Annotated in this window: 15 protein-coding genes; 6 read left to right on the top strand and 9 right to left on the bottom strand. The window is 57.9% G+C overall.

From position 1 onward, the window contains the following. Positions 1–52 precede the first annotated feature (52 nt). Positions 53–1,531 (bottom strand): protein adenylyltransferase SelO, encoded by a 1,479-nt coding sequence (locus ACYX4K_RS00620; protein ID WP_475090715.1) that lies wholly within the window; start codon positions 1,529–1,531, stop codon positions 53–55. Beyond that, entirely contained in the window at positions 1,528–3,030 is a 1,503-nt protein-coding gene (locus tag ACYX4K_RS00625) for a Ppx/GppA phosphatase family protein (protein ID WP_475090714.1), read from the bottom strand. The genes ACYX4K_RS00620 and ACYX4K_RS00625 overlap by 4 nt, the downstream gene beginning before the upstream one ends. A gap of 82 nt (positions 3,031–3,112) precedes the next feature. On the opposite strand from ACYX4K_RS00625, the gene ppk1 reads away from it, so the two are divergent. Continuing rightward, positions 3,113–5,254: a polyphosphate kinase 1 gene (gene ppk1, locus ACYX4K_RS00630; protein WP_475090713.1), complete on the top strand. Its 2,142-nt coding sequence runs from the start codon at positions 3,113–3,115 to the stop codon at positions 5,252–5,254. Here the strand turns inward: ppk1 and ACYX4K_RS00635 are convergent. Next, positions 5,251–5,760: a hypothetical protein gene (locus ACYX4K_RS00635; protein ID WP_476178743.1), complete on the bottom strand. Its 510-nt coding sequence runs from the start codon at positions 5,758–5,760 to the stop codon at positions 5,251–5,253. The two genes, ppk1 and ACYX4K_RS00635, sit on opposite strands and share 4 nt — an antisense overlap. 91 nt (positions 5,761–5,851) lie before the next feature. Beyond that, entirely contained in the window at positions 5,852–7,609 is a 1,758-nt protein-coding gene (gene aceK, locus ACYX4K_RS00640) for a bifunctional isocitrate dehydrogenase kinase/phosphatase (RefSeq protein WP_475090711.1), read from the bottom strand. Between the two features lie 67 nt (positions 7,610–7,676). Here aceK and ACYX4K_RS00645 point away from each other — a divergent pair, with 67 nt between their 5' ends. The 4 genes from ACYX4K_RS00645 to ACYX4K_RS00660 all read left to right on the top strand — a co-directional run bounded on the left by ACYX4K_RS00645 (position 7,677) and on the right by ACYX4K_RS00660 (position 11,818). Beyond that, positions 7,677–8,285 (top strand): MarC family protein, encoded by a 609-nt coding sequence (locus ACYX4K_RS00645; RefSeq protein ID WP_475090710.1) that lies wholly within the window; start codon positions 7,677–7,679, stop codon positions 8,283–8,285. Between the two features lie 97 nt (positions 8,286–8,382). Beyond that, the gene (locus ACYX4K_RS00650; protein WP_475090709.1) at positions 8,383–10,104 is read left to right on the top strand and encodes a cation:proton antiporter domain-containing protein; all 1,722 of its coding nucleotides are present in this window, start codon (positions 8,383–8,385) and stop codon (positions 10,102–10,104) included. 101 nt (positions 10,105–10,205) lie between these two features. Next, positions 10,206–11,207: a protein-methionine-sulfoxide reductase catalytic subunit MsrP gene (msrP, locus tag ACYX4K_RS00655; RefSeq protein ID WP_475090708.1), complete on the top strand. Its 1,002-nt coding sequence runs from the start codon at positions 10,206–10,208 to the stop codon at positions 11,205–11,207. Beyond that, positions 11,207–11,818 (top strand): protein-methionine-sulfoxide reductase heme-binding subunit MsrQ, encoded by a 612-nt coding sequence (locus ACYX4K_RS00660; protein ID WP_475090706.1) that lies wholly within the window; start codon positions 11,207–11,209, stop codon positions 11,816–11,818. The genes msrP and ACYX4K_RS00660 overlap by 1 nt, the downstream gene beginning before the upstream one ends. Positions 11,819–11,825: 7 nt before the next feature. Here the strand turns inward: ACYX4K_RS00660 and pstB are convergent, their stop codons facing one another. The 4 genes from pstB to pstS (ACYX4K_RS00680) all read right to left on the bottom strand — a co-directional run bounded on the left by pstB (position 11,826) and on the right by pstS (ACYX4K_RS00680) (position 15,773). Continuing rightward, positions 11,826–12,638, bottom strand: a complete 813-nt coding sequence (gene pstB / locus ACYX4K_RS00665) for a phosphate ABC transporter ATP-binding protein PstB (protein ID WP_231759479.1) — start codon at positions 12,636–12,638, stop codon at positions 11,826–11,828. 8 nt (positions 12,639–12,646) lie between these two features. Beyond that, positions 12,647–13,552, bottom strand: coding sequence for a phosphate ABC transporter permease PstA (gene pstA / locus ACYX4K_RS00670; RefSeq protein ID WP_475090703.1), 906 nt, complete (start codon positions 13,550–13,552; stop codon positions 12,647–12,649). Next, positions 13,549–14,523 (bottom strand): phosphate ABC transporter permease subunit PstC, encoded by a 975-nt coding sequence (gene pstC, locus ACYX4K_RS00675; protein ID WP_475090701.1) that lies wholly within the window; start codon positions 14,521–14,523, stop codon positions 13,549–13,551. The genes pstA and pstC overlap by 4 nt, the downstream gene beginning before the upstream one ends. Before the next feature lie 113 nt (positions 14,524–14,636). Beyond that, positions 14,637–15,773, bottom strand: a complete 1,137-nt coding sequence (gene pstS, locus ACYX4K_RS00680; protein WP_476178744.1) for a phosphate ABC transporter substrate-binding protein PstS — start codon at positions 15,771–15,773, stop codon at positions 14,637–14,639. Positions 15,774–16,118: 345 nt separating this feature from the next. On the opposite strand from pstS (ACYX4K_RS00680), the gene pstS (ACYX4K_RS00685) reads away from it, so the two are divergent. Continuing rightward, complete coding sequence (pstS, locus tag ACYX4K_RS00685) at positions 16,119–17,246, top strand: phosphate ABC transporter substrate-binding protein PstS (protein WP_475090697.1); 1,128 nt, start codon at positions 16,119–16,121, stop codon at positions 17,244–17,246. A 45-nt stretch (positions 17,247–17,291) separates the two neighbouring features. Here the strand turns inward: pstS (ACYX4K_RS00685) and ACYX4K_RS00690 are convergent, their stop codons facing one another. Continuing rightward, positions 17,292–19,244: a PhoX family protein gene (locus tag ACYX4K_RS00690; protein WP_475090695.1), complete on the bottom strand. Its 1,953-nt coding sequence runs from the start codon at positions 19,242–19,244 to the stop codon at positions 17,292–17,294. Positions 19,245–19,345 lie beyond the last annotated feature (101 nt).

Raw genomic sequence — 19,345 nt, forward strand, 5'->3', positions numbered from 1 at the left:
ATCTGCTACCCGTGGAGTGGCAGTTAGTGGCAAAACTACGTAAACACAGGACTCACGATGAGCAGCTGATTGGCAGGTGCTTTCCTGCCTCCGGAGGTGCGGCTGCCCACTGCGCGTGTTGCCGGTGCTCGTCGAATGGCGACTGCAGCAAGTCAAACAGGGTCGCCAGGGGCTGGTAGTCCCCGGCCTCCGCCGCCTCGATTACCTGTTGCGCCAGATAGTTGCGCAATACGAATTTGGGATTGGTCAGCAGCATGTCCCGGCTGCGGGCTTCCGCGGTGCGGGTCTCCTTTTGCAGCCGTCGGTCATAGTGCGAGAGCCAGCTGGCGAGTGCTCCCTGTTCCGCCGGTTGTATCAACAGTTCCAGCGAGGCGGCGGGGCGCTCACCTTTGTAGTGGGAGAGGGTGCGGAAAAACAGTGGGTAATCGACGCGCCCCGCTTCCAGTACTTGCAGCAGGTCGGCACACAGTTGCTGGTCGCCATCATCTGCAATGGCGAGCCCAAGCTTTTGTCGCATACGCGCCGCGTAACATTCGATTAACAGCGGTTGGTACTGCCCCAGGCAATCTTTCAGTGTTTCCGTATCCAGCAGGCTGGAAAATGCGTGGGCCAGTGCATTGAGATTCCACAATACAACACCGGGCTGTGCGTCGAAGGCGTAGCGGCCGGTATGATCCGAGTGATTACAGATAAACCCCGGCTCGTAGTCATCCAGGAAGCCGTAAGGACCGAAGTCGAAGGTGTCGCCAATGATCGACATGTTGTCGGTATTCAGTACTCCGTGCGCAAATCCCACCGATTGCCAGCCGGCGACCAGCTCTGCACTGCGCTGAACGGTAAAGCGCAGCAGCGCTTCGGCCTGTTTCTGTATCGATTCGCCGGCGGACTCTGGCAGAAATTGCGCTGTTACAAACTCTACCAGCTTTTGCTGCGCTTCCAGCTGACGGGTGTAAAACAGGTATTCAAAATGCCCGAAACGGATATGGCTCTGGGCCACTCGGATCAGCGCTGCTCCGGTTTCCATTGTTTCGCGGGCGACCGGCTCGCTACTGCCGGCGATACTGAGGGCGCGGGTGCTGCGAATACCGAGGCCGGTCAGCGCCTCGCCCGCCAGATATTCGCGGATGGTCGAGCGCAGTACCGCGCGGCCGTCGCCAAAGCGGGAGTAGGGCGTTTTGCCGGCGCCTTTCAGGTGCAGGTCCCAGCGCTTTCCGCTGTGCTCGACTTCGCCCAGGAGCAGGGCGCGGCCATCCCCCAGCTCCGGGTTATAGCTGCCGAACTGGTGGCCGGTGTACTTCATCGCGAATGGCACACTGCCCGGGAAAAGCTTTGCGCCGCTGGTCAATTGCGCCCAGTCCGGGTGTTGCCGATCATCGGCGTTCAGCCCGAGATCTTCCATCACCGCCGGATTGACGTGAATGGTATGTGGATTCTGTAGCGGGGCAGGCTGCGTGGGGGTGCCAAACACGGCGCCAAGGTCGGCGTAGCGATGCTGCAGGTGCAGTTTGTTCAGGGGTGTTTTTGAACTCACGGGGACGATAATGCCAGCTTGATGCTTTTGTCTTCCCAGCAGTCCACTTCCATGTAGAGAAGGTCTTCGATCGCCGGGAACTGATACAGCCAATTAGCGGGCGCCTGTAAGTGGTAGCCCGGGCCTTCCGCGGATAGCTGCAGGCCATCGATTGCGCGATCCACATGGTCTCTATGCACAATGCAGGCGAGGCGCAGGCACAGCAGCAGGTCGTTGTTGGGATGGAAACCGTAGTGTTCCTGGACCGCCTTGATATCGCCGCGCTGGTTGCGCACCAGATAGGCGAGGTTTTCCTGCTCACTTTTACTGAAGCCTGCCATATCCGCGTGCTCAATCATGTAGGCGCCCAGCTTGCGGACACTGCTGTGGGACAGGGATAGCCCGAGCTCGTGTAGGTCCGCTGCCCAGTGCAACAATCGCCGTTGGCTCAGCATGGAGTGGGGATTGAGCTGGCCAAAAAACTGCAGCGCCGTATTGGCGACGCGTTTAGCCTGCCCCCGGTCAATTTCCCCTCGCTCCATGAGATTGGCGACGGTATCTGCGCGGCGGTCGCCGCCTGATGCGCGTCCGGCGAGATCGTGAACGATCCCTTCGCGAATGGCATAGGGGGAAATGTGCATCTCCTGGATATCCAGCTCGCGGAAAATACCGTGCAAAATAGCGAGGCCCGCCGCGAACACCGGTCGCCGCTCCGGGTCGAGATGCGGAAGTTCAATGGCATCAACGGTTTTGAACCTGGCCACTTTCTCTGCCAGGGCATCGATATCTTCGCGCAGGATTGGCAGCAGCTCGCCATCGTTGAGTACCCGGGCCACCGACTTGACGGTGCCGGAAGCGCCCATTACCAGTGCGTCATCCGCCATATGCTGCAACTCCTGCAGCTCGGCCTGGGCCGCGCGACGGGCGCGGACAAAGTTATTGTGCTTGCCATTTTCGATCTTGCCGCTGTCGAAAAAGCGTCGGTTAAATGCCACGCAACCCATGCTGATACTCTGCAGCTGGCGGGGCGCTTCCATGCCTCGTACCAGCTCCGTGGAGCCACCGCCGATATCAATGACGCACCGCAGGCGGGTCGGGCCCTCGGCGGCCGCCATGACACCGGAATAAATCAGACGCGCTTCTTCTATTCCGGAAATGATTTCGATGGGCGCGCCGAGAATTGCCTCCGCGGATTCCAGGAAACCATCGGCGCGTGTGCTGGCTGCACGCAGGGTGTTGGTGCCGACGACGCGCACACTGTCCAGTGGCAGGTCCTGTATGACTGGCGCAAAACGCCGCAGCGCTTCCAGTGCCCGTTCGGCTACCATGGGGTCGAGATTGCGGGCTGCATCCAGGCCCTCCGCCAGGCGCACCATGGCGCGATCAGTGTGCAGGCGCACCATGCGCTGATCGCGGAACTCTGCCAGCAGCAGGTGGAAGCTGTTGGAGCCGAGATCCAGTGCCGCGTAGCGTTCGTGGAGCTCTTCCTGCGGGGTGGCTGTCGAGGACTCTGTTGTCATGTTTTTCGCTGTCAAATCGCTGTAACAAAAATGTAGCAAACTGTGTCGCAATGAACTATGGCTTCAATGGAAGTTCACACACTTGAAACCGAATAATTTGGCGCAGCCAACGGGGCTGATACCCTCGGAAGACACCGGCGCCGCAACGCCTTCCACCGTAACTGCAGTAGAGAGTATGGCAAACGACATCCCCATCTATCCCAAAGAGCTCAGCTGGCTGTCTTTCAATGCCCGCGTATTGCAGGAAGTGGAAGACGAAAGTGTACCGATGATTGAGCGGGTGCGTTTTCTGGGTATCTTCTCCAACAACCTGGACGAATTCTACCGGGTTCGCGTAGCGGATGTGCGCCGCCTGGCCACTTTTACCAAAGGCAGCAAGAAGAAAGATGATTTTTCTGAACTGCTGGGCAATATCAATGAGAAGGTATTGCGTCTGCAGGCACGCTTCGGGAATGCCTACACCAAGGTGCTGGAGGATCTTGGCAAGAACAACATCCACCTGATCAATGAGCGCCAGCTCACCGAGGGCCAGCGGGAATATGTCGAAGAGTATTTCCACCGGGAAGTTCTGCCGGAGCTCGAACCCTTTTTCATAGACGATCGCGACACCATGCCGCTACTGAACGAAGCGAGCATTTACTTCGGTATTTATCTGGAACTTGAGGACGGCAGTCTGCGTTTTGCCGCATTGGAGATCCCCACGGATATCCTGCCGCGCTTTATCGCCATTCCCCACCGGGAGCAGAAGCACGAGAAGGTCTATATTGTGCTCGACAATGTGATCCGCGCCTGTCTGGTGGAAGTGTTCCGCTATGTGTTGCCCATTGAAAAAGCGGCGGCGTTTACTTTCAAAATCAGCCGCGACGCAGAGCTGGAGCTGGGGGAGCACGTTACCCAGAATATCGTCGACCGGGTGGCGAAGTCCCTGAAGAAGCGCAAGCAGGCGGAACCGGTGCGTTTGGTGTACGACTCCACCATGCCGGAAGCGCTGCTGCAGCTGATCAAGAAAAAACTGAAGATGGGGCGCTACGACAGCTACACCCCGGGTGGCCGCTATCACAACTCGAAAGACTTCATGAGCTTCCCGGCGGATATCAAGCAGCACACCTACCGCGCCATCAAACCCCTGCCAACACTGCCGGATAGCGCGAATATTTTTGACTGGCTCGACGCCAAAGAACGGCTTTGCTATTACCCGTATCACGACTTTCGCGTGATAACCAAACTGCTGGCCTCGGCTGCCATTGACCCCAAGGTACGGGAAATCCGTATCAACCTGTATCGGGTGGCGAAAAACTCCCGGGTGGTGGCTGCATTGGTAAACGCGGTGCGCAACCAGAAGCAGGTGACGGCTGTGGTGGAGTTGCAGGCGCGTTTTGACGAGCAGGCGAACATCCACTGGTCCAACGAGCTGAGCGATGCCGGCGTGGACGTTATTTACGGTGTGCCAGGCCTGAAGGTGCACTGCAAGTTGATTTCCATCGTGCGTGAAGAAAACGGCCGCGACCGCTATTACAGCCACTTTGGTACCGGAAACTTCAACGAGAGTACCGCGCGTTTTTACTGTGACTTCAGTCTGCTCTCCAGCGATACCAAGCTGGGGCAGGATGCCTACCGGGTGTTCGATTTTATCAAGCAGCCGCACCTGCAGCCCGAGTATCACCACATCTGGAGCTCGCCCCACAGCAACCGGCCCAATATCCTGGCAGCCATTGAGCGGGAGATTGACGCGGCCGCCGCAGGGCAAGCGGCGGAAATATTCATCAAGTGCAACAATCTAGTGGATCGCGAGATAATTGAATATCTATACCGCGCCAATGTGGCGGGCGTGCGAGTGCGGATTATAGTGCGCAGCATGTGTGCGCTGCAGTGTCAGGAAAAGGGGCTCTCGGACAATATCAAGGTGATCAGCCTGGTGGACAAGTTCCTGGAACACGCGCGGGTGTATGCTTTCCACAACGGCGGTGATCAGCGGGTGTACCTGTCCTCTGCAGACTTGATGACACGCAATCTGGACCATCGCGTTGAGGTCACCTTTCCGCTGCTGGCCGAGGAGCACCGCGAGACGGTGATGCATATTCTGGAGTTGCAGTGGCAGGATAATCAGAAAGCGCGAATACTGGATGCGGAACAGACCAACAGTCGTATCGCCAATCGCGCGAGTAAACGCAATGTGCGTTCGCAGGATGCCATTTACCGGTATCTGAAAAAACGCGAAATTTAGTTTTTGCTGAACCCCACCAACTTTCCGTTTTCGAATGAAAAGCGGTAGCGCTCACCCACTTTCAGGTGTGCTTTGCAGCGGGATTCTATGGTAATTCGTGGAAACTGGGGGGTGACAACCCAGGTGGAGAAGTCACCCTCGGGGCCACGGCCAATCAGCCAGTAGTGGTCGCCGTGGGCACAGTTGCCCTTCGCCATACAGTTGTCGTATCCCCATACGAAGGCGCGCACGTCGTATTTTGCGGGTGCATTTCCGGCGGGTCGGAAGGGATCTCTGGGATCGCCGGTGATCTCGTAGAGGTCGCCAAAGGTCACTACGTCATAGCCTTTGGCGCGAGTGTCGCAGCTGGCGGCGTGAACATTCACCCCCGCAGCAGTCTCCGGGGCTTTTGATGCGGTGGCCTTGGGTTTCGGCGCCATTTCACTGGGGAGATATCCACAGCCAGTCATTGCCATGCTCCACAGCGCCAAGCCTGTGCACAGTGTGCTACCACCGAAAAACCGCACTTTCTACCTCCTCGGTATCAATCCGCTCATTTAACTATAGCCGTAGTTGCCCGCCGTCCAGCCGCGCAAATGTGGATTTCAAGTCATGTACTTACTGGCGTGGCGTTTTGCTGCGCTTGAAGCGTACCTTGCGGCGATACGGGAAGGTGCTCTCCACGCGCCCGGCACGGATACGCTCCTGCAGTTTCTGCCAGTAGCGATAATCGTACAGATCACTGTGCTGGTCTGCGAAGGCCTTGCGCGCCACCGGGTTGCCGGAAAAAAACAGACGGAACTCTTCCGGGAATACATCGGCTTCGGCCACGGTGTACCAGGGCCTGTCCGCCAGTTCCTGTTCGCTGGTTTGGGGTTCGGGAATCTTGCGAAAATTGCACTCGGTGAGAGGGCAGAGCTCGTCGTAATCGTAAAACACCACGCGGCCATGTCGGGTCACACCGAAGTTTTTCAGCAGCATATCGCCGGGGAAGATATTCGCCGCCGCCAATTGTTTGATCGCATTCCCGTATTCTTCCATGGCCTCAATGGTCTGCTGTTCATCAGCCTGGTCGAGATACAGGTTGAGGGGCTCCATGCGCCGCTCTACATACAGGTGCTTGATGATCACCCACTTGTCGTCCACATGCAGCTTGGAGGGCGCCAGTGCCTGCAGCTCGCTCAGCAGCTCTTCACTGAAGCGGTTGCGGTAGAAAATAAAGTTGGTGTACTCCTGGGTATCCGCCATGCGTCCTACCCGATCGGCGCGGGATACAAACTTGTACTTCTCCTTGACGATTTCCTCGGTGACCGTCTTGGGATTGTCGAACTTGTCCTTGATGACCTTGAATACCACTGGGTATGAGGGCAGGGTAAACACGCTCATCACCATCCCCTTGATCCCCGGGGCGATCACGAACTTGTCGTTGCTCACCTTCATATGCGCGAGGATATGGCGGTAGAACTCGGTCTTGCCGTGCTTGTGGAAGCCGATGGAGTTGTACAGCTCGGACTTTTCCTTGAGCGGCATGATGGTGGACAGGAAGCGCACAAACCGCGAGGGAATGGGTGCATCCACCATAAAGTAGGAGCGGGTAAAACTGAAAATGATACTGGTCGAATCGTTGTCGTGGATCAGGGTATCCACAAACACATGGCCGCGACCGTTGTTGAGGCAGGGCAGGATCAGCGGGATGACCTCGCCGGCAAACATCAGGCGGCCCACCAGGTACGCCGCCTTGTTGCGGTAAAACACCGACTCCAGCATATCCACCCGCAGCCGCTGCTCGTCTTCCTCATCCTCCAGCTTGCCGGCGAGCGGACCCGCGCGCAGGGCCTCGCAGATGTTGTTCACATCCCGCGCCATGTCTTCCCAGGGAATTGAGAAACTGTAGTCGGCGAGGATATCCTCAATCATCGCCGTCAGGCCATCGCGCCCGCTGTAGCTGATATAGATGGAGTAGTCCCGCAGCGGCTTCTCGTCCGGTGCGCGGGACGGCTTTACGAAGATGTGGCTGTCGTGAATATGTGCGTGCTGGAACTGGCTGCAGAACACCGAATTGAAAAACGTCTCGGCAATCTCGTAGTTGTTGTGATTGGCAATCAACTGGCTGTAGGTGGACTTGGCCTGCCCCCAGAGCTCCAGCTGGGTGGTGTCCTTGCTGGTCACCGAGTGCACCAGTTTCAGCACCTGATTGACCTTGATCTTGTAGAGATCGATGCGCTCCTTGTTGGTCTCATGCACCGCAGGCCATGCGGCAGTCTCAAAGCGCGCCTTTGCCCCTAGTGTCATGTTCTGAAAATCCGCAAAATACGCATCGAACCCATTGAGGATGGTTTTGGCGATTCTGCGCGCTGTCGGGGAATGGTTTGTCATGCACTAGACTCTTATGGAATCATGTCCTCTATTTCTTCGATACTAGCACGGGCGAACGGGCAACCACTTGAACGATTGGATCAGCAGCTTTGTCTTTTTCTTTGCCGTCATTGACCCGGTGGGCACACTGCCGGTGTTTATTGCGGTCACGTCCCGCCATACCGAGTGGCAGCGGCGCAAAATTGCGCTGCTCGCGGTCGCGGTAGCAACCGGCATCCTGACGTTTTTCCTGTTGCTGGGGCAATACCTGCTGGAGGCCATTGGTGTGCCGCTGTCTGCGTTCCAGGTGGCGGGCGGCATCGTACTGTTCCTGTTTGCCCTGACCATGATCTTCGGCGAGGGCAAGCCGGAAAGTGAAGTGGAGATCATTCGCGATGGTCGTGAAACCGCTATTTTCCCCCTTGCCGTGCCCTCCATTGCCTCACCCGGTGCCATGCTGGCTGCGGTAGTGCTGACGGATAACCACCGTTTTGATCCCATCCACCAGGTAAAGTCCGCCACCGCCATGTTCGCGGTGCTGGGTATTGTGCTGGTATTGCTGCTGGCGGCGAACTGGATCTATCGCTGGATTGGCGATTCCGGAGCCAGTATTGTCAGCCGCGTAATGGGGTTGATTCTCGCCTCTGTCGCCACAACCAATGTACTGGTTGGGCTGCAACAGTTCTTTATGACCTGATCTTCCCTGGCAGCTAAACTGCCGCACAATTCTAAAACGCCGAACAATGGACGGTGCGCTTTGTGGTGCCCGTAAAAAAGAGTTCTCAGGAGGGGATTTGCACCACGATATCGCACTGATCACAACCATTTCTGTCGCCCTGGGCCTGGCGCTGATTCTGGGATTTGTCGCCGTGCGCCTGCGTATGCCGGCCCTGCTGGGCTACATGATCGCCGGTGTCCTGATTGGCCCGGCAACCCCGGGATTCGTGGCGGATGTGACGCTGTCGCAGCAGCTGGCGGAAATTGGCGTCATTCTGCTGATGTTCGGTGTGGGCCTGCACTTTTCTCTCAAGGACCTGATGGCGGTGCGTCGCATTGCCATCTTCGGCGCCATCGCCCAGATACTGGTGGCGACCGCCCTCGGTGCCGCGGTTGCACATTGGTGGGGGTGGAGCATTGGTGCCAGTGTGGTGTTCGGCCTGGCGTTATCGGTGGCGAGCACCGTAGTGCTGTTGCGGGGGCTGGAGTCGAGAGGCCTGCTGGACAGCCAGAACGGACGCATCGCGGTGGGGTGGTTGATCGTAGAAGACCTGGTCATGGTGTTTGCCCTGGTTCTGCTGCCGGCACTGGCGGGTTGGCTCGGGGGTGCGGTGGGCGCTCAGGACGCCGGCGCGCACGCCGGGACTGGTGGCGAGGCAACACTGCTGGTTACCGTTGCCCTGACCCTGGGCAAGGTGGCGATATTCATTGCGCTGATGCTGCTCGGCGGCAAGCGATTTTTTCCCTGGCTGTTGTGGCAGGTGGCGCGCACCGGCTCCCGCGAGCTGTTTACCCTTGGGGTGATCGCCATTGCCATGGGAATCGCCTATTTCTCCTCGATTATCTTCGGCGTGTCTTTCGCGCTGGGTGCGTTCTTCGCCGGCATGGTGTTGCGGGAGTCCGCTCTCAGCCATCGCGCGGCGGAAGAGTCGCTGCCCCTGCGCGATGCCTTTGCGGTGCTGTTCTTTGTATCGGTGGGAATGCTGTTCGACCCGGCCATGCTGGTCGAGGAGCCCCTGCGGGTCCTGACTGTGGTGGCGATCATTGTTTTCGGTAAGACCCTCGCGGCCTTTGTGCTGGTACTGCTGTTCCGCTACCCGCTGAATACGGCGTTTACGGTATCGGCGAGTCTGGCCCAGATCGGTGAGTTTTCTTTTATTCTCGCGGCGCTCGGGGCCTCTCTCGGGCTGCTGCCGGTTCAAGGGCAGAACCTGATCGTTGCCGGTGCGCTGATTTCAATTGCGCTCAATCCATTGCTGTTTAATCTGATTGAACCTGCCCAGCGCTGGGTGCGCAGCCGCTCCAGGCTCGCGCGGTTTATGGAGCGTACCGACGACCCGCTGGCGGAGCTGCCGATGACTACCGACCTGCGCTCCCTGACCGGGCATGCGCTGATTGTGGGATATGGAGGACTTGGCAGTCATATCGGTGCGCAATTGCGCAACACCGGGATGTCCGTGGTGGTGGCAGATATTCAACGGGAGCGGGTGGAACAGCTGCGCGCGCAGGGAATTCCTGCGGTCTGCGGCGATGGTGCTGACGAGGAAGTGCTGATTCAGGCGCATGTGGCCCGTGCGCGCATGCTCATCATTACGGTGGCGGATACGGTGCGCACCCAGAAGATGATGGCGACGGCGAAGCTGCTGCGACCGGAGATCAGTATCCTGGTGTGCGCGGAAAACGAAGAGGTGGAGCCGCTGCTGCGCAAGGAAGGGGCCACCGCGGTATTCGTCGGCGAGCGGGAGCTCGCGAACAATATGGGGGATTTCGCGGTCCAACGTCTGGCGGCGGAGGCCTGAGTACTTCCGTGGCGGCCGCTGAACGCCTCCCGAAAGCGTGTAAGAATCGGCCCGCAATGACGACCAACTCTCAATAGCGGCTTTAATTTCAGGAGAATACCGTGCTGATCAAATCGCCCCCTCGCCATCAGCTGTCTGAACAGCAGACCACTCCTGAATCCGCCTATGTTTCCCGGCGCCGTGTGATCTCGGGCCTCGGCGCCGGAATCGGCAGCCTGCTGCTCGCCGGTAACGCCCGCGCCCTGGATCTGTTCGGCGGCGAGCCGGAAAAGGCCGCCCCGCGCAAACCGCTCGCCTTCACGCCGCAGAAACCCGTCCCGGACCTGGTCCTCACCCCGCAGGCGAAGGTCATCAGCCACAACAATTTCTACGAGTTCGGGACCGGCAAAACCGATCCCGCGGAAAACAGCCAGGGGCTGAAAACCGAACCCTGGACGCTTACCGTGGAAGGGGAAGTGGAAAAGCCAGGCACCGTAGATGTGTGGAAGCTGATGGGGGAGATTGGCCTGGAAGAGCGCATTTACCGCATGCGCTGTGTGGAGGCCTGGTCCATGAATATTCCCTGGGTGGGCTTCGAGCTTGGCAAGTTCCTCAAGCGCTTTGCGCCGACAAGCCGCGCCAGGTATGTCGCCTTCGAAACACTGTACGATCCGCAACAGATGCCTGGGCAGCGCAACCGCTACATCGGTGGTGGCGTGGACTATCCCTACGTGGAGGGCCTGCGGATTGATGAGGCCACGCACCCGCTCACCATTCTTTCGGTGGGGCTTTATGGAAAAACCCTGCCGCCCCAGAACGGCGCCCCCATTCGTCTTGTGGTTCCGTGGAAATACGGCTTCAAGGGTATCAAGTCCATCGTCAAAATCAGACTGCTTGAACAGATGCCACCCACCAGCTGGAACAAGCTGGCGCCACAGGAATATGGCTTCTATGCCAATGTGAACCCGAAGGTAGATCACCCGCGCTGGTCCCAGGCCAGCGAGCGATTTATTGGCCCCGGCGGTTTATTCTCGGTGAAGCGACAGCCGACCCTGCCATTTAATGGCTACGCAGAAGAGGTCGCATCCCTGTACAGCACTATGGATCTGAGGAAGTTTTACTAGTGACGGGGCAGTGGAAAAAGCCCGTTGCCACCGGCCTGCAGGTCGCTGTGCATATCGGCGCTTTGCTACCGCTGCTGTGGCTGTTTGTCGCCATCAATCAGGGGCGTCTCGGCGGCGATCCGGTCAAGGAGCTGATTCACTACCTGGGTATGGGCACCATTCGCCTGCTGCTGCTCACCCTGCTGGTCTCGCCACTGGCAAAAACGCTGCACTTCGGCCAGCTTAATCGGTTGCGCCGGCCCCTGGGACTCTGGTGTTTTGCCTGGGCCAGCCTGCACTTTACCGCGTGGCTGGCACTGGATCTCGGCCTCGACTGGTCACTGATCGGTGCGGAGCTGATCAAGCGCAGCTATATTTTGCTGGGCTTTTTTGCCTGGCTGATTCTGCTGGCACTGGCGGTGACTTCCGTTCCCGCGCTGCTCAAAAAAATGGGGCGCAACTGGAAGAAGCTGCACGGCCTGCTCTACCTTGTGGTGCTGCTGGCCTGCTGGCATTTCTGGTGGGCGGTAAAAAGTGGCTGGATCGAGCCGGCCATCTACGCGGCGGTGGCACTGGCGCTCATGGCCTGGCGACGCCAGGCCGTGGTGCGGTGGGTGAAAAGCTTCCGCTAATCACACGTCAGCTGAATTCGCCAGAGATATATTCCTTGGTCAGGGTCTGCTGCGGATTCTCAAATACCTGCTCGGTATTGCCCATTTCTACCAGGTAGCCGGTGCGCCCGCCCTGGGAGATATCCACAGAGAAAAATGCCGTGTTGTCCGCCACGCGCATGGCCTGCTGCATATTGTGGGTAACAATGGCGACGGTGTAGCGGTTTTTCAGTTCGAGCATCAGCTCTTCGATCTGGCGGGTAGCGATGGGGTCGAGGGCGGAGCAGGGTTCGTCCATCAGCAGCACTTCGGGTTCCGAGGCAATGGCGCGGGCAATGCACAGGCGCTGTTGCTGTCCACCGGACAGCGATAGACCGCTGGCCTTCAGTTTGTCCTTCACCTCGTCCCACAGGGCCGCGCGCTTCAGTGCCTTCTCGACCTTCTTGTCCATGTCCCCTTTGAACTTATTCAGCTTGAGACCGAAGGCCACATTCTCGTAAATGCTCATGGAGAAAGGGTTGGGTTGCTGAAACACCATGCCGATATAGCGGCGTACCACCACCGGGTCTACATCCTTGGCATAGATATCCTGGCCGTGATAGTGCACCTGACCTTCAAAGCGAAATGTCTGGATCAGATCATTCATTCGGTTCAGACAGCGCAATACGGTACTTTTACCGCAGCCGGACGGCCCGATAAATCCGGTTATCTTTTTTTGCTCGATGGGAATCTTGCTGTCCCGCACGGCGAGAAAATCACCGTAGTGGATTTTGTCGATCTGACAATCGATAACGGTTTCTGACGGCGCCGTGTCGGCGGCTTGACTGCGAGGTAGGCTCATTTCCGTGCTCAGTTTTTCTTGCGGCTGATTGCGCGGGCAAACAAATTGAAGATCAATACGATGATCACCAGAACCAGTGACGCGGTCCACGCCAGCTCGATCTGGTTGTCAAAGGGCATTCCCGAAAAGTTGTAGATCAGCACCGACAGCGAGGCAGTGGGCTCGTTCATATGGGAAAGGTAATAGTTGCTGAACAGCGCGGTGAATAACAGCGGCGCGGACTCGCCGGCTGCACCGGCCACCGCCAGCATGACCCCGGTCATGATACCGGGCAGTGCCGTGGGCAGGGTGATTTTCCACATCACCTGGGTGGGCGTGCAGCCCATACCATAGGCGGCGTCGGTCATGCGTTTGGGTACCTGGCCGAGCGCTTCTTCCGCAGCGATGATAATGGTGGGCAGCATCAGTACCGCGAGCGCTACACCACCGGCCAGCGCCGAGTAACCGAATTTGATGACCAGCACCGCGTACACGAACACCCCGGACAAGATCGAGGGGAAGCCGGTAAGTACCTTGGCGGTAAAGTGGGCCCCATGAGCGAGCTTGCTTTCTCTTCCCAGTATTTTGATCGAGATGGCGGTGAGAATTCCCATGGGTACCGCGATGGTACTGGCGATAGCCACCATGACCAGAGTGCCGATAATCGCGGGGCCGATACCTCCGCCCATTTCAAATCCCGCAGGCGGCAGCTCGGTAAGTACCGGAACAAACTCACTGAACAGTCGCGCACCGCCGTGTTTCAGCAGCATGTAGATAATGGACAGCAGCGGAATGGCGGCGATCAGGGCCAGCAGCCACACCATACCGCTGAACACGCTGTTGCCGAGGGAGCGGCTCTCGAAGGGTTCGCGCTTGAGGTTGAGGCCTTTCCAGCCTTCCTTGCGCAGCTGCTTCGGCGTTTTCAGGTCCTTCACTTGCTGCCCTCGAATTTACGCATGGTGAGCTGCTGGATATACAGGCCTCCGAGGTTTACCAGGAAAGTGATCAGCAGCAGCACCAGTGCGGCGTACATCAGTGCCTGCACTTCCACACCGCCCGCTTCGGGGAAGCTGGAAGCCATCAAGGATGCCAGGGTGTTGGCAGGAGAAAACCACGACAGGCTGATCTGGTTGCTGTTACCAATCAGCATGGCCAGGGCCATGGTTTCGCCGAGGGCGCGGCCAAAACCAAGTACCAGGGCTGCAAGTAACCCGGAAGACGCGGTTGGCAGCAGCACCTTGAAGATCGCTTCCGCACGGGTAGTGCCCATACCGTAAGTGGCTTCTTTGACTTTTGCCGGGATCTGGCGGAAGGCATCCACAGAGATGGCGGCGACGGTGGGCAGAATCATTACTGCCAGGACCAGCGCCGCCGGCGCCATGCCGGGGCCACTCAGTTCCGTGCCGAAAAACGGGAACCAGTCAAAGTGTTCATGCAGCCAGTGCGCCACCGGGCGCAGCAGGGGAATCAGCACATAAATACCCCACAGGCCGTACACCACCGATGGGATTGCCGCGAGTAATTCCACGGTGAGGCGAAAGACACTGGCAATCTTGGCGTGAATGAAATCCTGGGTAAGAAAAATGGCAATAGTCACGCCGAGGATACCGCCCCAGATCAATGCCAGGATCGAGCTGTACAGGGTGCCCCAGATTTCGGGTAAAACGGCAAACTGCTGTTTATTCACATCCCAGGTGGTACCGGTAAGAAATCCGAAGCCATATTTTTCCATGGCGGGGATAGCCTGTTTGCCGATCATCCACAGGATAAACAGGATCAGCAGAATGATGGACCAGGCGCAGGCAATGGAGAAAAAGCGAAAACCCACATCCCCATAAATTTCACTGTTTCCCGGGGGGCGCGTAATACCTTTGCCGATTTTTTCTTTGAATAATGCTCTGGACATGCCCGGCTTCTGAATTTCTAAATTGCTGGTCAATAAACAGAATGCCCCGACTGGATTTTCCGGGTCGGGGCATTATCTGAATCTAATGGTGGCCGATATCTGTGTTGCCACATTTACTGGATATGTTTTGCAGCCTCGCGCACCTTCGCGCGCACATTCTGTGGCAGGGGGATGTAGCCCAGGCTATCCGCCTGATTCTGCGCCTCATCGCTCAGCATATATTCCACCAGCTTCTGCATCGCCGCGGCTTTCTGGTCGTCTTGGTCGGCGTACACCAGCAGCCAAGTAAAGCTGGCGATCGGGTAGGCGTTTGCACCGGCCGGGTCAGTGACCCACACGATCAGATTTGGAATCTCGGTGCCTGGAAGATTGCCTTGCGGAAATTCGGCACTGGCGAGTGCGGCAATACCCGCTTCCGGTCCTGGCGATACGAATTCACCGGCTTTGTTCTCGAGCTGCGCGACGGGCAGGCCGGTCAGCTTGGCAAAACCGTACTCCACATAGCCGATAGCGCCTGGAGTCTGTTTGATTTGCGCGGCAATACCGTCGTTTTTAGGAGCCTTGACGAAATTGGCACTATTCGGCCAATTGGGTGCCTTGGCCTGGCCTACAGCGGACTTGAAGTCGGCGTTGACAGCGCTCAGATGACCGGTAAATACGTAAGAGGTACCGGAGGAGTCCGAGCGGGTGACTACCGTGATTTTTGTGTCAGGGAGTTCGATGCCCGGGTTGGCGGCAGTGATCTTCGGGTCGTTCCAGCGGTCGATCTTGCCCAGGAATATTTCCGGATATACATCCCGGGGCAGTTTGAGCGCTTTCACACCTTCGAGGTTGTATGCCAGTACTACTTCACCTGCGGTCATCGGCAGTAGCACTGCACCTTTTTGTACCTTGGCGATTTCATCTTCTTTCATAGCGGCATCGGATGCGGCGAAATCCACTACGCCGTTGATGAAGTCCTGAATACCTGCACCGCTTCCCTTGGCCTGGTAGTCCACACGGATTCCGCTCTCGTTGCGAGAGAAGTCCTTGAACCACTTGGAGTAAATGGGAAAGGGAAAGCTGGCGCCGGAACCATTCAGCTGCACGCTGCCACTATCACCTGGTGTGTTCCCACCTGTGGCGTCGGAGCTGCTTTTTCCGTCGGATGAACCGCCGGAACAGGCAGTAATCATCGTCGCGGTAAGTAGAATCCCGGTGCCGGCGCAAAGCGCGCGATTGAATCGTTTCAGAATTGACAGCGTGAACATCATGCTAGGCCTTTTGATGAATGTGGAAAGCATCCGTGAGCAAAGCCACGTCAGGTAGTTAAGTGCGGCAAGCAGCCGTTAGGTACGCACTTCCGTAGATACTAGTTAAGCCAGTGCGCAAGGTGCACAAAGATTGTTGCAATTATGTGAACTTGTACAGGTATGCCAATTTAACCGTCAATTGTTACCCTGGTGTGACCGAATTGTTGCGATCAGTTGATTTTCCCGGGCAATCGCATTGCATCTGCCGGGTTCCTCGCGAGCCTTTGCTATACAAAGATCTAGTGATCCTTTTCTTCGTGGTGAAGTGCTGCACAAAAGGAATTTAATAAGCATGGTACTCGGATGAACCGGCGCAGAAATATAGCTCCCAATCGATCGCTACAGCTGATACTGCTGTTGGCGCTTATCGCCGTGCTCGTGGCGGTGGGTATCTCTCTGTTCAAGGATATCTCGCAAAGCCGGCACGACGATAATATCGACGGCCGTGCGCGCATACTTGGCGCTGGCGCCAGTTTCCCGGCACCACTGTATCTGCGCTGGTTCAGGGACCTGTACAAGAAAGAACAGCAATTCCAGGTGGACTACCAGAGTATTGGTAGTGGCGCCGGAATCACCAACTTTATGCAGGGGCGAATCGATTTTGCCGGTTCCGATTACCCACTGGATGACGAACGCATACAGCGGGTGGAGGGCGGCGTCCTACAGTTGCCGATGGCCGCCGGCGCTATTGTGTTTATCTACAACCTTGAGGGCGTGGAGCAGCTGAAGCTGTCTCGCGAGGTGTTGGCGAAAATTCTGCTCGGGGATATCCGTCAGTGGAACGATCCACTGGTGCAAAAAAGCAACCCGGGTGAAGACCTGCCAGACCGGAAAATAACGTTTGTGGCGCGCGCCGAGGCCAGTGGTACGACGCTGCATATGAGCCGGCATATCGAAGCGTATAGTCAGCACTTTGCCGAAAAAATCGGCGCTTCAAAAGACCCTCAGTGGCCATCCGAGCTGAAGGACAGTGGCAGTCTGATACGCGCTCGGGGCAACGCCGGTATCGCCAGAATGGTCGGCTCGGTGCCCGGTGCGATTGGCTACGTGCAATACGCCTACGCAGACAATGCGAAACTTGCCATGGCATCGCTGGAAAATCGTGCGGGCAATATGGTTGCACCAGGACCGGCGAGCTTCCAGTCTGCACTGAGCAGTTTTGAGGGACATCTGACCCGGCAAAACATTGCCGACCCCGGCGGCGAAAACGGGTATCCGATAATCAGCTTTTCCTGGCTGATCATGCGTAAATCCTATCGCAATCCGGATGTGTTTCCGGCGATGAATGCGATGGTGCACTACGGCCTGGGTGAGGGTCAGGAAGTTGTGGAAGAAATGGGTTATATCCCCTTTCCGGAAAGTGGCCGTAGGAAACTTCTCGAATATTTCGATTCCCGCGGCGCCAGCGGGCCGCTACCACAGCCGCAATAATGTACCGCAGCGGTAACGGCCCGTGAGCTGACTGCGCATGCGCGGTCAGCTGCCGACACTGCCCCCGTCGTTGCGGCGGATCGCAAGCACCGACGGACGCGGCGGCAGTTTGGGATCGTTGTCCGGCCAGCGGTGCAGGGGGTTGTCGAAGGTGGAGTTATCCGCATCCGCCGGGTGTTGCACCGCGACGAACAGGGTTTTACCGTCCGGAGTGAATTCAGGGCCGCAGATTTCGCCACCTACCGGGCAGCCGAAAAAGTGCTTGGGTGCTGCGCGAAGCTCACCCTCGGTCGCCATGGCCCAGAGGCCATCGTGAAAACCGAAATCTTCGCAGCCATCCGTTGCGATCCACATATTCCCCAGTTGATCGAAGGCCACATTGTCCGGGTTGGCGAACCAACCGTGGGCGGAAATATTGCCTGCTTGCTGTTGGCCGTAAGCACCGCGTTCGGCCGGGTCTTCCGCATTGGGGTTACCGCCGAGTAGAAAGGTATTCCACTGAAAGGTGTCACTGGCGTGGTCGCGCAGCCCGCTGCGCCCGGGCGGCACGATTTCCAGTACGTGGCCGGCGGTATTGCGCGCACGGGGGTTGGCCGGGTTTTCATCCCCGGGTTTGCGCCTTTTGTTTTTTGTGAGCATCACATAGGTGCAGTCATTCACCGGGTTGGTTTCGACATCTTCCGGGCGGTCCATGGGGGTGGCCCCCATCAACCTGGCCGCGCGGCGGCAGTCGATCAGTACGTCCGCCTGGTTGCGGAAGCCATTCTCCGGTGTGAGTGGGCCCTGTCCAAAAACCAGTGGCAGCCAGGTGCCGGCGCCACCTTCCCTGAATTGGCCGGCGTACAGTGTGCCCTCGGTCATCAGTTTACGGTTGTGGGTGTTTTCGCCGGGTCGATAAACATCGCTTGAGACAAACCGGTACACAAACTGGTGTTCGTCGTCGTCGCCGCCGTACGCCACGATAGGTTCCCCGGGTTTGCTGACCACGGTAAAACCTTCGTGCTCAAAACGGCCGAGGCTGGTCAACTTGCGGGGCTTGGAATCCGGGTCGTAGGGGTCGAATTCCACCATCCAGCCGAAGCGATTGGGCTCATTGGGCTCGACGGTGATGTCAAATCGGCGGTCGTAGTCTCCCCAGTTGCGGTTGCCTTCCTCGATGCCAAAGGCGTGGTGATTACGCGCTTCCACCTCGTCCGCCACGTTGTCCGGGTCGCCCTGAAAGGCGCCGCCAAAACCTTCCTCGGCGATCAGTACCGTGCCCCAGGGCGTTTTGCCGCCTGCGCAGTTGCCCACGGTGCCAAATACCTGGGTACCACTTGGGTCTTCACTGGTTTGCAGGCGCTTGTCGCCGGCGGCGGCGCCGACGATGTCCATCGCGGTGCTCAGGGTAATACGCCGGTTATACGGGCTGCCCAGTACCGGCTGCCAGCCGTCCTCGGTCAACTCGATCTCTACCACGCTGTGGCCGCAGGCCTGCTGTTCCACTGCGACATGCGCGTCACTGGTGCCGCGCACCGAACTGGCCTCGGTGTATCCCGCAAACATCAGATGCGGCTGTGTGTACTCGTGATTGACACACAGCAGCCCCCGCGCGCTGTTGTTACTCCGGCTGTGCGCGTCGCGATCGCCGGGGGCGGCTTCGGGATCCAGTGGCATAAACGCAATGAAGTCGTTGTTGTAGCCGAAGCGGCGGGACTGCTCCCTGGCGTCGAGCTTGTGCGGAGAAAAGGATTCGGCGAAGGCATCCAGTGGATCGCCCCAGCGCAGTAACAGGTCGGCGCTGTAGTCCTCCGGAAGGTGGTGTTTAAAGTCGAGCTTGTGGGGAATTTCTGAAAATCCCAGATTCTGTGTGGATGCCTTCTTCTGCTCACCGCAACCAGGCAGCAGGGCGGCACCCGTTGTTGCTGCGGTGGCAGCGCCGATGGCTTTGAACAGGGTGCGGCGGGTCAGGCTGGCGGGCTGCTCGTTGCTGGCGACGTCATCTGTGGGGCTTGTCATAAATTATTCACCATTTGGTTCACTTCCCTTTCAGGTGGCAGCAATAGGCCGGAAACGTTCGCTGCGCCTGTGTTGTCGGGAATTGGTTCGCGAATTCGAGA

The organism is Microbulbifer sp. ABF4_107 (assembly GCF_056312215.1).